Source organism: Microbacterium sp. MYb62 (genome assembly GCF_002979475.1).
Taxonomy (GTDB): Bacteria; Actinomycetota; Actinomycetes; order Actinomycetales; family Microbacteriaceae; genus Microbacterium.
Genome location: NZ_PCOY01000016.1, coordinates 1 through 14,572, shown reverse-complemented (window position 1 = coordinate 14,572; position 14,572 = coordinate 1). Strand labels below are relative to the sequence as shown.

The following is a 14,572-nucleotide window of genomic DNA, read 5'->3' as shown; positions in this document are numbered from 1 at the left end:
CGCAGCATCCTCCACTCCACATGAATGGCACGGCGCCATGCCCGCCGACCCCGTAGAGCCGGCAGGCCCGGACCTCCCGGGACACCCGCCCACGGCGCCGGCCGGCACCGTCCGTCGCCGTGCGGAGTACCGATGGCTGTGGCCTCTCGTCGCCGTCAATGTGATCGCCCTGGTTCTTGCCGTGATCGGCGCCACCACGGGCGCCGGGCCTCTTCCGTACCTCTTCCCGCAGGTCTGGGGATTCACCACCGGCTTCGGCACCGCGCTCGGTGTCATCACCGTGTTCGTCATTCTCCTCGTCGGGTACGTGAGAACGTTAGACGGCCTCGACCGCAAGGACCGTCTCTACAGATTCTTCGGCGGCGTCACGATCGCTTCCACGATCATGTTCGCCACCTACATCGTCGCGGCGACGGGAGTGCTCATGCTCGTCAGCTCCGCCTTTCATTGACGCGAGTCCTGAGTCTCGATCCCGCTGACCCGCCGGCCCGCTGGCGTTCCGGTCGAGCGACGTCCGGCTCAGAGCCGAGGATCGACGGGTTCGGACTCCATCGCGAGCACGCCGAAGACGGCCTGGTGCACTCGCCACAGCGGCTCCTCGGCGACGAATCTCTCGACCGCCTCGACACCGAGTGCGTACTCCCGGAGCGCCATCGAGCGTTTGTGCCCCACGTCCCGGTCCCGGAGTCGCTCGAGGTTGCCCGGGTCGAGGTAGTCGGGCCCGTAGATGATCCGCAGGTACTCGGCCCCGCGCACCTTGATGCCGGGCTGGGCGAGCGATCGCGTTCCGCGGGTGAGGCCGGCGACGGGCTTCACCACCATCCCTTCTCCGCCGGCGCGGGTGAGCTCCTCCCACCAGACGGTGGCAGCGGCCTCCGACTCGGGCGACGACAGGTCGACCTCGATGCGTCGGGTACGACGGATCAGTCCCTCGTCGGCGTCCGCGAGCCTGTCGGCCACGGCGAGGTGCCACGCGTGATCCTGCCCGAGATGGCTGGCACCGGCGGAGGCGAGCAGCTGGAAGGGCGCGAGCTGCACCCCGTCGAGCCCGGAGACGGGCTGGCTGTAGCGCCGGTACGAGTCGCGGTAGGCGTCGGCATTCGCCGCCCGTCGATTCGTGCGCGCGAGCAGGTCGGCGACGTCGACGCCCCGCTCGGCGGCCGTCTGCAGCGCACGCGACGCGGCGGGAAGGGCTGATGTCGCGGCTGCGGCGACGCTCGCATACTGCTCGCGGATCATCGCGCCGGCCTTGAGCGACCACGGCAGCAGCTCCGCATCGAACAGGAGCCACGACGTGTCGAGCTCGGACCACAGGTCGGCCTGCTCCGCCGCCCGGTCGAGGCGGGACAGGAACTCGTCGGTCGTCGCCTCGTCGAAGAACGGTCGGCCGGTGCGCGTGTGGACGGCTCCTCGCCATCCTTCCGGTGCACCGAACCTCGACGGCTCACGGGTGAGGAGGACGACCGCGCGGGACCCCATGTGCTTCTCCTCGCAGAGCAGGCGGTCGAGTCCGTCCTTGCGGTACGCGGCGAACGCCTCGGCCGGGTGCTCCAGGACTCCGTCCCGGTGCGAGACCTGGGGCGGGCTCATGGTCGGAGGCAGATACACCAGGCGCCGGGGGTCGGTCGCGAAGCGGCTCATCACCTCGAGCGCTCCCGCCGCGTTGTCCTCGCGGACGCCGACCTTGCCGAACACGCGCGTCTCGATGATCTGCTTGCCGAGGACATCGTCGATCCGGAGCAGTGCGGGATCGCGGGTGCCGGGCCCCGCCGGTCCCCCCAGCGGCACGACCGGCTCGTACCAGACCTTCTCGGCGGGGACGTCGACGACCTCCTTCTCGGGATACCGGAGGGCACTGAGCTTCCCCCCGAACACGCAACCGGTGTCGAGGCACATCGTGCCGTTGATCCACTCCGCCTCGAGGGTCGGGACGTGCCCGTAGAGGACCATCGCCTTCCCGCGGTAGTCCTCGGCCCAGGGAAGTCGGACCGGCAGGCCGTACTCGTCGGTCTCACCCGTCGTGTCGCCGAACAGCGAGAACGCGCGCACCCGTCCCGAGGCACGTCCGTGGTACTTCTCGATCAACCCGGCGTGCGCCACGACCAGCCGTCCGCCGTCGAGCACGAGGTGCGACACCAGGTCCCGGCAGAACTGCAGCACCTGCCGGCGGAACTCCTCGGTCTCGTCCGCCAGCTGTGCGAGCGTCTCCGCCAGGCCGTGGCTCGCCTGCACCTTCTTGCCCTCGAGCGCGCGCACGAGCTTGGCCTCGTGGTTGCCGGGCACGGCCAGAGCGTGCCCGGCGGCGACCATCCCCATCACGAGGCGCAGCACGCCGGGAGAGTCGGGACCGCGGTCGACGAGGTCGCCCAGGAAGATCGCCCGGCGTCCCTCCGGGTGGGACGCATCGATCGGTCGCCCCCGGTCATCGCGGGTCACCCGGTAGCCGAGCTCGCCGAGCAGGGACTCCAACTCGGATCTGCAGCCGTGGATGTCGCCGATGGCGTCGAAGGGACCGGTCTCTTCCCGGCGATCGTTGAGCAGCGGTTCCCGCACGAACTCGGCGGCCGCGATCTCATCCAGACCGGACAGGACGTGGACGCGCCGGAAGCCCTCCTTGCCCAGGTGCTTCAGCGAGCGGCGCAGCTGATCGTGCTGACGCTTCACGACGGACGCGCCGAAGTCGCGGTCCTTCCGGGCCGCGTTGCGTTCGATGCACACGCTCTGGGGCACGTCGAGCACGACGGCGACAGGCAGCACATCGTGCTCGCGAGCGAGCGCGATGAGAGAGCGACGGGCGTCGGCCTGCACGTTCGTGGCGTCGATGACCGTCAGGAGCCCGGCGTCGAGCCGTCTGCCCGCCACGAATCGGAGTGCCTCGAAAGCCGCGGGAGTCGCGGCCTGATCGTTCTCGTCGTTGGACACCAGTCCTCGGAAGAAGTCGCTCGAGAGCGTCTCGAAGGGCCGGAAGTGGGTGGCCGCGAACGTCGACTTGCCGGAGCCCGACGCTCCGATGAGTACCACGAGCGACATGTCGGGGAGGGCGAGGCGTGTCATCGGTCCGTGGCCTTTCGGAACAGGGCGAGCTGGGTCGGCGAGCCGAGATCGACGTCGACGTCACCCACCGTCCGATACTCGACCACGTAGCCGTGGCGCTCTGCGACGCCGTCGGCCCACGCGGCGAACTCGGCGCGCGTCCACTCGAACCGGTGGTCCGTGTGACGGAAGGTTCCGGCGGGCAGGGCGGCGAACAGGGCGTTGTACTCGCCGTTCGGGGTCGTCACGATCACCGCACTGGGCGCAGCCGCACCGAACACGGAGGCCTCGAGGGCCGGGAGCCGCTCCTCGTCGACGTGCTCGATCACCTCCATGAGGACGATCGCATCCAGGCCGGCGAGACGGTCGTCCTGGTACGTGACGGACGACTGCAGGAGCTGCATCCGCTCGCGCTGGTGATCGCCCGCCTCGCGCAGGTTGAGCGCTCGCTCGGCCTTGGCGAGGACACTCGCCGAGACGTCGGTCCCGATGATCTTCGCGAATGCGGGATCGGCGAGCATCCGCCGCAGCAGAGCGCCTTCTCCGCATCCGACATCGGCGACGGAGCGTGCGCCGACATCGCGAAGCGCGGCCAGCACCGCCTCGGCCCGCTGGGGCGCCAGACTCGCGGGGCGCGGGCGGTCGGCCGGTTCTCCCGCGTCGTCGGCGGGGATGTCGTCGAGCCCACCCAGCCGGGCGCTCGGGTCGAGCAGCTCGTTCGCGGCATCCACCATCGACCGCTGATGCGCCAGGTATCGCCGCGCGATGAGATCCCGCTCCGGGTGGTCGGGCAGCCAGCCCTCGCCCGCGCGAACGAGCTTGCCGACCTCATCGTCCGAGACCCAGTAGTGCTTCGAATCGTCGAGCACAGGCAGGAGGACGTACAGCTGCCGCAGCGCGTCGCCGAGCCGCACCTTCCCGCGAAGCGCGAGGTCGACGTACACGGAGTCGCCCCACTCGGGGAACTCCGGATCGAGGGGGATCGGCGACTCGTCGACCGCCCACCCCAGCGGCTCGAAGAGACGTGCGACGAGGCCGGCCGTGTCGCGGCCCCGAGCGGGCACGGCCGCCACGGTGATCTCGAGCGGCAGCGCGGATGCCGCCAACTCGGGGAACGTCTCGCTCGTCCCGTTCATCGCCGTGCGGAAGACCTGCCCCAGCGCGACGGCGACCATCGACGAGGACGCGTAGGGCCGGTCGTTCACATAGCGTGCCAGCGTGCCCGCGTCGCTCCCCCGGAAGCGCTTGTCGCGCACCAGGCCGATGGGATCGACCTCGAGGAGCAGAGCCACGGTGCAGCGGTCGTCCGATGCCTCGGGGTAGAAGACGTGCGCTGTGCCGACGCTCAGCGAGAACGCCTGCGCGCGGTCCGGATGCTTGCGGAGCAGGTGACTCATGTTCGACGCGGCGGGCGCGGTCGAGGTGATGGTGACGAGCACGAGGACCCTTCGAATCGGACGAGCGCTGGCCGGTCAGTCTACTGGCGGTGCGCTGCAGGCCGTTCACGAAGGAGAATCGCGGCCCGACGGGACCGATCAGCCCGATGCGGTCCCTCCGTCGACCACGCGCGTGGCCTCGATGATCAGGTTCTGCGTCGACGGCGTACCCGACGGCAGCTGCAGGCACGTGATGATGACGAGACGATCGGGCGTCGGCGCCCAGACGTCGGTGCGGGTCGGGAGGTCGGTCTTCGACACGACAGAGCTCGTGGAGACGGCGTACACGACTCCCGCGACATCGATCTCCTCGCCCGCGGCGATCGATGCGCGGCCGTTGGCCACATCCGTCACGAAGTCGCCCGGCGCGATTCCCTCACCGGCAAGCGAGTGCATCACCACGTAGGTCGTGCCCTCGTCTGCCCGATCCGGGGGAACCCCGAGGTTGCGAACCAGGTAGGCGGATGAGAACCCGGGCGGGGTGAGGACTCCGTCGACCTCGTTGACCTGGCCGAGGGGGACGTCGAGCCCTCGGGATCCGATCACGAGCCGCTCGCCGATGTCGGCTTCGGCGTCCATCGCCTCCGACAGCTCCGGCGTCACCGTCGCATCCGGGTCGAGGACGACGGAGTTCCCCTTCAGGTCCTGCTCCGCCGACGCGCTCGGCGTCGACATCCCGACCGCGACTGTCACGCACAGCACTGCGGCGATGGCGAAGGCGAATCCGGCGAGCGAGTACGCCCACGCCGCACGTCGCCGCGGCCGTCGGGCAGCGTGCCCGGCACGAAGATACGTCATCCCTGCGAGTCCATTCTGCGAAGATGCGGCGGGGGCCTCGCCGTCACACGACGAGGCACCCGCCACGGAGGATCAGTCGGCCTGGTGGCTGCTGCGGAAGCGTCGGAATCCCACCGCCCCGGCTCCGACGCCGGCGAGGGCGAGAAGAGCGGCACCGGCGATGAGCCATCCAGAAGGCGAGCCGTCCTGGAGGGACCCACCCGTGTGGACCGAAGGCCCGACGACAGCGGTTCCCGTGTTGTCGGCGGGGTCGGTCGGGGTGATCGGCTCGGCGCCCGAGTCGACGCCCGCACCGGCGCCGTCGCTGACCTGACGATCGGCGAATCCCGCCGCGTACAGCACCCCTTCCGTTGCTGCGTCGGACGTGGCGAGGACCGTCTGGAACTGTGCCTGCTGCGCATCGGTGATCGAGGTCACCACGCGGTATTCGCGCATGACGCCGCTGGGAACCGCAGCCGCGTTGGTGAGCGAGACCACCTGCGTCGCCGACTCCAACCCCGAAGACACCGCACCGCAGGTCGCGGTGATGGCAGGCGCCGCGGCACCGAACGCCGCCTCGCTCGGATACGGGTCGCCCTCGTTCCACACCGCGTCACGGTACGTGACCTGCAGTGCCGCGCAGTCGACGCTGGTCGCCCCATCCATGAAGGCGAAGTCCAGCTCGTACGTCGGCGCCGCGACACGGTAGGTCCAGGTCAGCGTCGTTCCGGAGATGACACCGTCGACCACACCGAACGCGTCGAACCCGTTGTCGGTGACCCGGTAGCCGGTGAGCGAGGAGTCGAAGGTCGCGTCATCCGTCGTGAACGCCAAAGGGACCGTCGACGGAGTGGCCGTCAGGCTCGGCGAGTCGAATCGCGCATCGAAATCCACCGATCCGGTGATGCCGGTGTGGGTCGTGATGTAGTCCGAGAGGGTCACCACGACGGCGTCCCCATTCGGGGCGACGGTACCGATCGAGGCCCCGTCTTCCGCGACGATGTCGAATGCCGACAGATCGGCGACGGACAGCTCCGACGGCAGCGTGAGCGTCGCCGTGTCTCCGGCGATGGCATCGGAGGGAACCGTGAAGGCGAAGCCGACATCCACCAGAGAACCCGCGGGGACGGCATCCGGGTTCCCCGTCTGCTGCCACGGGGTCTGCAGACTCGGAGACACGGTCACCGCGTCGAAGAAGTCCGCCGTGGGCGCCGCCATCGCGGCAGAGGCCCCGCCGAAGCCCACCATCGCCACGGCAACGGCCGCGGTTTGTGCGGCCAGCGCCAACGGCCGACCTTTCACCCTGTTCTTCATCTGTTCTCCTTGGCCGGGGCACGCGCCGTCGACCGGGTAGAGGGCTCTCTTCGGCGGCGGAACGCGAGATGCCGCACGGCATGCGCGCGACGCAGGAAGCGTTCGAGTCGCCGGGAAGAGAGGGGGCATGCTCGCGATGCCCGGGTCTCAGTGTGTCCGCGACGCAGGCCCGGAAGCCCACCCGATCGGCGGGTGCCGTGTCGGTGATCCGCGAGTGCCGTACCCGGAAGCGGGGAGGTGAGGTGGCGCAGGTACCCGGCCGGACGTAGTCTCCGACCTCCGTCTGCGCGAGCCCGAATCCGGGCTTCGGTCGCCCAGGCCCCACCGCGCCGTGGACCATGGGGAGCGGCCCACGGCGCTTGACGCTCACCCCGCTGGGGACGGGGATGAACGCCTCCGGGGAGCCGAGGACCGGCGCGGGGGAGCGCCGCTCGGCTCGTCGGATGCGCGCCCACCCGAAACGGGCGCGCAGAACCAGCATGACCGGACGGCAGCGCGCGAGCGGGGCGCGGGACCCCCGTGCGGAGCCGCGCGATCATCGGTGCCGTAACGAACTCCGGGCGCGTGAGTGCGCGAGGAGCCGACTCTCCGTAGTCCTCGGCGGTGTTCGCGTCACCCGTCAGACGGGGGGAACGACCCTCGTCAGGTACGCGTGAAGTTCACGACGACTACGAGTGGCCGTCTTGCGCATGATCCGGTGGACGTGGCTCTCCACGGTGCGCACGCTCAGAACCAGCTCGGCGGCGATCTGCTGGTTGGTCCGGCCATCCGCCACGAGCTGAGCCAACTGCATCTCCCGCTCGGTGAGCACGATGTCGGCGCTCCGGAAGCGCAGGGAGTCGTAGGTCCCGGGAATCAGACCGGCCGTGTACTCGGCGGCCTCACGGGCCGCCGTCGCCGCCATGTCGGGTCGCTGCTCCTGCTCGAACATCCGGATCGCGTGTTCATAGGCGTTGATGGCGATACCGACCCGACCCGTGGCTGCCAGACGGGGTGCGACCGCCGTCAGGCCCTCGGGATCGCCGTCGATGAGCATCTCCACATACGCACGCAGCGCACCCACGAACTCGCCGTCCACGGCATCCAGCCGATCGCTGAGCTCGTCGAGTCGCTCCCGATCAGGGGCCAGCTCGAGCTCGATGAGGTTCTCCAGCACGGCCGACCACCGCGCGCCCCGGCCCCACAGGGCATCCGCGCCCTCTCGCATCGTCCGCAGAGCCTCCTGGCGGTGCCCGGTGCTCAGGAGCATCTGCCCCCGAGGCCAGCTCGTCGACATCGTCGGCAGATGGGCTTCTCCGCCCATCCGCTCCCCCTGATCGATTCTGACGTGTGCCAGCTGCGCGTCGCCGAGTCGACCGGCGACGATGCTCGCCATGCAGACGAGCCCGAGGAGGGGCGTGCTCTGCCTCGCCGAGGTCGACGCGACCGCCAGCGCCGTCTCCGCGAGGGTGAGGACTTCACGGTTGTTCCCCTGAAGGAACTGGCAGAACGCTGCGAGATAGGCGCCGTTGCAGATCGCCGCGGCATCCAGCTGCGAGCGCGCCCGGTCGAGCACCTCGTAGGCCAGAGCGAGCGCGGACGAATGGCGTCCCAAACCGATGAGCGTCAGGCAGCGGACGCTGTCCCGCTCCGCCCACGTCGTGATGAGGCCGCTCTCGCGGTCCAGGCCGTCGAGTTCGGCGGCCGCGGACTCGAACCGCCCCAGCGTGAGCATGCCGTAGGCGCGCACATAGTGAAGCTCCGCACGGACCTTCGCATCGAGGTCTGCATCGACGCCGGGAGCGAGTTCCTCAGGCGCCGATCCGACCCCCTCGATACGCAGCCGCAGTCGCGCGGCGTCGACCAGCGCAGCGAATGCCGGCAACCGCGATTCCAGCGTCGCGAGCTCGGCGAGGGCGGCGTCGACGCCGATGTTTCGAGCGGTCCACCCTGCCTGCCAGATGCCCAACTGTGCCTGGGAGAGCTCGTCGCCGGACGATTCGGATGCCGTGGCACCGACGACGGCCGGTGTGAGCCTCGCGCCACTGGTCGTGCGGTCCCGCGCGTCGAGGTACTCCACCGCGGTGGTGGCACTCTGCTGCTGCACCCAGGCCGTGCGCGCGACGAGCATCCGCGAACGCGAACGCTCGTGCACGGCACGGACGAAGAGCGCATTGGGAGCAGGTGCCGCGTGGACGGCGGCATCGGCAGGATCATCGATCCACGGCATGGCGATGGACGACAGCTGCCGCGAGTGGTGCGCGCGGAGCGGCGTGTGCCGGAAATGCTCTGCCACGAGCGGCGGGGTCACGACGGACAGCAGCCGTCCGCTCGACAGCTCGAAACGCACGAGGCCCTTCTCTTCGAGACGATCGAGGATCTTCGATCCCACCCGGTCGATCGTCGCGTCGAGATCGAGCGAACCCGCATGGCTCAACATCTCGAGCGCGTCGCGCTCACGTCGTTTCGTCCCCGCCAGCTGCCGGTCGATGAGGCGTCCGAGAGCGGGGCTCCACAGGTCGTCACGCGCCACGAAGGCGCCGCCCTCCAGCGTTATCGTCTTCTCCTGGCAACCGATATCCCACAGGCCGACCGCCAATCCGGGGAGTCCGAAGGACTTTCCGAAGATGCGACTCACGGTTCCGGGGTCCACCGGGGCACCACCCCGGTTCGACAGGATCTGCTCGATCTCCTCCCGGTTCAAAGGCGGCAGATCGACCTCGTAGGAGCGCCGCCGGTGCGAAAGAGGAGCCTCGCCTCGGGAGTGCAGTTCGCAGGACACGATTCCGAAAGGGTGAGTCGCTTGCGCGGACAGGATCGCGCCCCACGACATCTCATCGAGGCAGTCTGCGTCATCGATCAGCACGCGCAGGTTGCCGCTCTCCGCCTTGGCGACGAACCAGTCGACTGCGACCTTCAGCGCGGGCAGCCCGGGTTGGAGCCCGTTCTCGCCCGACACCAGCGCATACAGCACACCCAGTGGGCTGGCCGAGAGCGCGGCGACACCGACCACCCGGACGACCCGGTAGCCCGCGTTCTCGAGCTCATTCCCCAGACCGTGGAGGAACGTGGTGCGGCCGCTGCCCGGTCGGCCGACGACGGTGACGTCGACTCCGGCCGCGAGATAAGCGAGGGCATCATCCGTGGAGACTCGGCGTTCGACCATGCGGCTTCCTTCTCACTGCGTTGCTCGATCCCATCCCGACGACGACCGCGACGGATCGGCGTCGTCTGCATCGAGCATCCTCCCCGACGGCGCGATGCGCCACCTGCTCGTCGACCCCTAGATGCAGGCCCAGCAGTAGAGGCGGTGACCGGATGCCGTGGCCCGGCGCGCGAGTGCGGCGAGGTCGCGCGCGAACGCCGCCAGCTGGGCCGGATCCGCTCCTTCGAGCTCCTCGGTCTGCGACCACGGCTCCGCCACCTCCGCCAGACGGACCTCGTCGGCGGCGGCGAGCGCTGCGACGAGCGCATCGGTCACGGTGATGACGATCCGGTCGTAGTCGTCGCTCATCGCCAGGTTGTGGCCGGCGCGCGAATCGTCGGTCACCTCGTCATAGGGAGTGTCCGTGAGCAGCGCCTCGAGGGTGCCGAGCTGCACGACCGGGTCGATGCCGCCCAGCGTCCCGGCGTCGAATCCCGCGTCCGCCGCCGTCGGGCCGCCGTCCACGTCGAGGACCTTCACGGCCTCCTGGTCGGATGCTGCGGAGAAGTAGTCGTAGATCACACTCATGCACGACATCCTCTCAGTCCCTCCGCTCGTCGCGCCCGGAGTGTGAGCAACGCGCATGCATCCGCGTCGGGGGCGTAGGGGAAGCGTGAGGATGGCGTCGGCGGGAGCCGTGCGGGAGTTGTATCGGATCCGTGCTCGACATCATCTACATCGCGCTGATTCTCGCGCTGTTCGCTCTCGTCTCCCTGGTGGCCAAGGGGGTGGAGCGGACGGGCCCACGCGCCCGAGGCTCCGCCCAGCGCGAAACGATGGACGGAGAGGCGCGGGGATGATCGTCTTCGAGATCCTCGCCGCCGCCCTCGCGGTCGCCGCCGTCGTCTACCTCGTGGTCGCGCTCGTCGCACCGGAGAGGTTCTGATGGACGCGTCTGTCTGGTTCGGCATCCTGCAGCTCACGGCCGTCGTGGTCGTGCTCGTGCTCCTCTACCGCCCCCTCGGCGACTACATCGCCCACGTCTTCACCTCGGCACGCGACCTGCGCGTCGAGCGTGGCGTCTACCGGCTCATCGGGGTCGACTCGTCCTCCGAGCAGACCTGGCGCGCCTATGCGCGCAGCGTGCTGGCGTTCTCGGTCGTCGGTGTGCTTCTCGTCTACGGCCTGCAGCGGCTGCAGGCATTCCTTCCCCAGTCGCTCGGCCTCCCGGCCGTGCCCGAGGGCCTCTCTTTCAACACCGCCGCCTCGTTCGTGGCGAACACCAACTGGCAGTCGTACTCCCCCGAGCAGACCATGGGCTACACCGTGCAGCTCGCGGGCCTCACGGTGCAGAACTTCGTCTCGGCGGCCGTCGGCCTCACGATCGCGATCGCCCTGATCCGCGGTCTCGCCCGTCGCAGCTCCACCACGATCGGCAACTTCTGGGTCGACCTGATCCGCGGTCTCGGCCGCATCCTGCTCCCTATCGCGCTGATCGGCGCGGTGGCGCTGCTCGCCGGCGGCGTGATCCAGAACTTCGCGGGCTTCACCGACGTCACCACGGTGTCGGGCGGTACACAGACGATCCCGGGCGGCCCGGTCGCCTCGCAGGAAGCGATCAAGCTCCTCGGCACGAACGGCGGCGGCTTCTTCAACGCCAACTCCGCGCACCCGTTCGAGAACCCGACCGGCTTCACGAACCTGCTGCAGGTGCTGCTGATCCTCGTGATCCCGTTCTCCCTCCCCCGCACGTTCGGACGGATGGTCGGCGACCACCGCCAGGGCTACGCGATCGCCGCCGTGATGGGCACGATCTTCCTCGTCTCGACCTTCGCCCTCTCGGCGCTCGAACTGGCGGGTCGCGGCACCGCGCCCGAGCTCGCCGGAGCCGCGATGGAGGGCAAGGAGGTGCGCTTCGGCATCCTCGGCTCCACGCTGTTCGGCAGCGCGAGCACCCTCACCTCGACCGGTGCCGTCAACTCGATGCACGACTCGTACACGGCGCTCGGCGGCATGATGCCGATGCTGAACATGATGCTCGGCGAGGTCGCTCCCGGTGGCGTCGGCTCGGGCCTGTACGGCATGCTCGTGCTCGCGATCATCGCGGTGTTCGTCGGCGGACTGCTCGTCGGACGCACCCCGGAGTACCTCGGCAAGCGGATCGGCCCGCGGGAGATCAAGCTGGCGAGCCTGTACATCCTGGTGGTCCCGGCATTGGTCCTGGGCGGGACGGCGATGAGCTTCGCGATCCCCGGCATCCGTGAGGACGTGGAGTCCACCAGCATCCTGAACCCGGGCGTGCACGGCATGAGCGAGGTGCTCTACGCGTTCACCTCGGCCGCGAACAACAACGGCTCCGCCTTCGCCGGGCTCACCGCGAACACCCCGTGGTTCAACACCGCGCTCGGTATCGCGATGCTGCTCGGTCGGTTCCTGCCGATCGTGCTCGTGCTGGCGCTGGCCGGCTCGTTCGCCGCACAGCAGCATGTGCCCGCTACCTCCGGCACGCTGCCCACACACCGGCCGCAGTTCGTCGGCCTCCTCCTCGCCGTGACCGTCATCGTCACCGCGCTCACCTACTTCCCCGTGCTCGCACTGGGACCCCTCGCTGAAGGACTCGCCTGACCATGACCCTCATCACCACCCCCTCCGAACAGCAGGATGCTCCGGCATCCACCCCCGCAGAACCCCCGCGCTCCTTCGGCTGGTCACAGCTCGTGCAGGCCCTCCCCGGGGCCCTGCGCAAGCTGAATCCGGCAGCGCTCGTGCGCAACCCCGTCATGCTCCTGGTCTGGGTCGGTGCCGCGTTCACCACCGTGCTCGCGATCGCCGAGCCGTTCCTGGGCGGCCCGGCCGACTCCGGTGGCACTCCGGTCCCCGCACCGTTCACCTGGGGCATCGCGATCTGGCTGTGGTTGACCGTGCTGTTCGCGAACGTCGCGGAGTCGGTCGCCGAGGGCCGCGGCAAGGCGCAGGCCGCGAGCCTGCGCAAGACCCGCACCAGCACCATGGCCCGCCGCGTGGTCGGCTACGAGCCGTCGACGGATGCTGCCGCGGAGCACGCCGCGACCGCCCAGGTCTCCTCCGCAGAGCTGCAGCGCGACGACATCGTGATCGTCACCGCGGGCGAGTTGATTCCCGGCGACGGCGACATCATCGCCGGCATCGCCACCGTCGACGAGTCGGCCATCACGGGCGAGAGCGCCCCGGTGATCCGCGAGTCCGGCGGCGATCGCAGCGCCGTCACCGGTGGCACCCGCGTGCTGTCCGACCGGATCGTGGTGCGCATCACGTCGAAACCGGGCGAGACCTTCGTCGACCGAATGATCGCCCTCGTCGAGGGCGCCAGCCGCCAGCGCACCCCCAACGAGATCGCGCTGAACATCCTGCTCGCGAGCCTGTCGATCATCTTCGTGGTCGTGGTGCTCGCCCTCAACCCGATCGCCTCCTACGCCGCATCGCCCGTCAGCATCCCGGTGCTCATCGCCCTGCTCGTCTGCCTGATCCCGACCACGATCGGGGCGCTGCTCTCGGCCATCGGCATCGCGGGCATGGACCGGCTCGTGCAGCGCAACGTGCTCGCGATGTCGGGGCGTGCGGTCGAGGCCGCAGGAGATGTCACCACGCTGCTGCTCGACAAGACGGGCACCATCACCTACGGCAACCGCCGTGCGCACGAGGTGCTCCCGCTTCCCGGCGTCAACGGCGAAGAGCTGCTGCATGTCGCCGCACTGTCTTCGCTCGCCGACCCCACCCCGGAGGGCGCCTCGATCGTCGAGCTGGCCGCGGCACACGGCATCCACGTGACCGCGCCGGATGACGCGGTGGTCGTGCCGTTCAGCGCGCAGACCCGCATGTCGGGCCTCGATCTGGCCGACGGCACGCAGATCCGCAAGGGCGCAGGCTCCGCGGTGCGGGCCTGGCTCGGACTCGACAGCGACGACACCGAGCTCACGAGCCGTACGGATGCGGTGGCCTCGAGCGGTGGGACACCCCTCGTCGTCGCCGTGAAGGCACCGCCCGCCCCCGACCACCTGTCGGGAGAAAGCACGGATGGCGGAGGAATCGCCGCGGAACGCGCCGACGCCCGTACAGACTCCCGACAGGTGACGGCCGGCCGCATCCTCGGTGTCGTGCACCTCAAGGACATCGTCAAGGACGGTCTGCGCGAGCGCTTCGACGAGCTGCGGGCCATGGGCATCCGCACGGTGATGATCACGGGCGACAACCCGCTCACCGCCAAGGCGATCGCCGCTGAGGCCGGCGTCGATGACTTCCTCGCGGAGGCGACCCCGGAGGACAAGCTCGAGCTCATCCGGCGCGAGCAGGAAGGAGGCCGTCTGGTCGCGATGACCGGCGACGGCACCAACGACGCCCCGGCCCTCGCTCAGGCCGACGTCGGCGTCGCGATGAACACCGGCACGTCGGCCGCGAAAGAGGCCGGCAACATGGTCGACCTCGACTCGGATCCCACCAAGTTGATCGACATCGTGCGCATCGGCAAACAGCTGCTCATCACCCGCGGAGCGCTCACCACGTTCTCGCTGGCGAACGACATCGCGAAGTATTTCGCGATCATCCCTGCCATGTTCATGGGAGTCTTCCCCGGACTCGCGGCGCTCAACATCATGCAGCTGCACTCGTCGGCATCCGCGGTCACCAGCGCGATCATCTTCAACGCGATCGTGATCGTGTTCCTGATCCCACTGGCACTGCGAGGGGTGAAGTACCGCCCGGCGAGCGCCTCGCAGATCCTGCAGCGCAACCTGCTGGTCTACGGCCTCGGCGGCGTGATCGCCCCGTTCATCGGCATCAAACTCATCGACCTCGTCATCAGCCTCATCCCCGGCTTCTGAGTCCCGTCCCCTCCCCGCCCCCGGCACCCATC

General features: G+C 69.5%; 11 protein-coding genes. 5 read left to right on the top strand and 6 right to left on the bottom strand.

From position 1 onward, the window contains the following. The first annotated feature begins 37 nt into the window (after nt 1–37). Nucleotides 38–451: a hypothetical protein gene (locus tag CQ042_RS14520; protein ID WP_105671168.1), complete on the top strand. Its 414-nt coding sequence runs from the start codon at nt 38–40 to the stop codon at nt 449–451. Nucleotides 452–519: 68 nt separating this feature from the next. Here CQ042_RS14520 and CQ042_RS14515 read toward each other — a convergent pair whose 3' ends face one another. From CQ042_RS14515 to CQ042_RS14490, 6 genes are all read right to left on the bottom strand, one after another. Beyond that, entirely contained in the window at nt 520–3,054 is a 2,535-nt protein-coding gene (locus CQ042_RS14515; protein ID WP_105671167.1) for a polynucleotide kinase-phosphatase, read from the bottom strand. Beyond that, nucleotides 3,051–4,472: a 3' terminal RNA ribose 2'-O-methyltransferase Hen1 gene (locus CQ042_RS14510; RefSeq protein WP_105671166.1), complete on the bottom strand. Its 1,422-nt coding sequence runs from the start codon at nt 4,470–4,472 to the stop codon at nt 3,051–3,053. Before CQ042_RS14510 ends, CQ042_RS14515 begins: the two co-directional genes overlap by 4 nt. Nucleotides 4,473–4,568: 96 nt before the next feature. Continuing rightward, nucleotides 4,569–5,267 carry a hypothetical protein gene (locus CQ042_RS14505; protein ID WP_105671165.1) on the bottom strand — a complete coding sequence of 233 codons (699 nt, stop codon included), beginning with the start codon at nt 5,265–5,267 and terminating at the stop codon, nt 4,569–4,571. Nucleotides 5,268–5,339: 72 nt separating this feature from the next. Further along, entirely contained in the window at nt 5,340–6,560 is a 1,221-nt protein-coding gene (locus tag CQ042_RS14500; RefSeq protein WP_105671164.1) for an Ig-like domain-containing protein, read from the bottom strand. Nucleotides 6,561–7,179: 619 nt separating this feature from the next. Continuing rightward, the gene (locus tag CQ042_RS14495; protein ID WP_105671163.1) at nt 7,180–9,705 is read right to left on the bottom strand and encodes a LuxR family transcriptional regulator; all 2,526 of its coding nucleotides are present in this window, start codon (nt 9,703–9,705) and stop codon (nt 7,180–7,182) included. Between the two features lie 117 nt (nt 9,706–9,822). Next, nucleotides 9,823–10,272 carry a hypothetical protein gene (locus CQ042_RS14490; protein ID WP_105671162.1) on the bottom strand — a complete coding sequence of 150 codons (450 nt, stop codon included), beginning with the start codon at nt 10,270–10,272 and terminating at the stop codon, nt 9,823–9,825. A gap of 131 nt (nt 10,273–10,403) precedes the next feature. Between CQ042_RS14490 and CQ042_RS20515 the strand changes: the two genes are divergently transcribed. The 4 genes from CQ042_RS20515 to kdpB are packed head-to-tail and all read left to right on the top strand — an operon-like array spanning nt 10,404 to nt 14,540. Beyond that, nucleotides 10,404–10,544, top strand: a complete 141-nt coding sequence (locus CQ042_RS20515) for a hypothetical protein (RefSeq protein WP_181157583.1) — start codon at nt 10,404–10,406, stop codon at nt 10,542–10,544. Next, entirely contained in the window at nt 10,541–10,630 is a 90-nt protein-coding gene (locus tag CQ042_RS14485; RefSeq protein WP_017201862.1) for a potassium-transporting ATPase subunit F, read from the top strand. The genes CQ042_RS20515 and CQ042_RS14485 overlap by 4 nt, the downstream gene beginning before the upstream one ends. Beyond that, nucleotides 10,630–12,309 (top strand): potassium-transporting ATPase subunit KdpA, encoded by a 1,680-nt coding sequence (kdpA, locus tag CQ042_RS14480; RefSeq protein WP_105671161.1) that lies wholly within the window; start codon nt 10,630–10,632, stop codon nt 12,307–12,309. Before CQ042_RS14485 ends, kdpA begins: the two co-directional genes overlap by 1 nt. A gap of 2 nt (nt 12,310–12,311) precedes the next feature. Next, nucleotides 12,312–14,540, top strand: a complete 2,229-nt coding sequence (kdpB, locus tag CQ042_RS14475) for a potassium-transporting ATPase subunit KdpB (protein ID WP_105671160.1) — start codon at nt 12,312–12,314, stop codon at nt 14,538–14,540. The last annotated feature ends 32 nt before the right edge of the window (nt 14,541–14,572 follow it).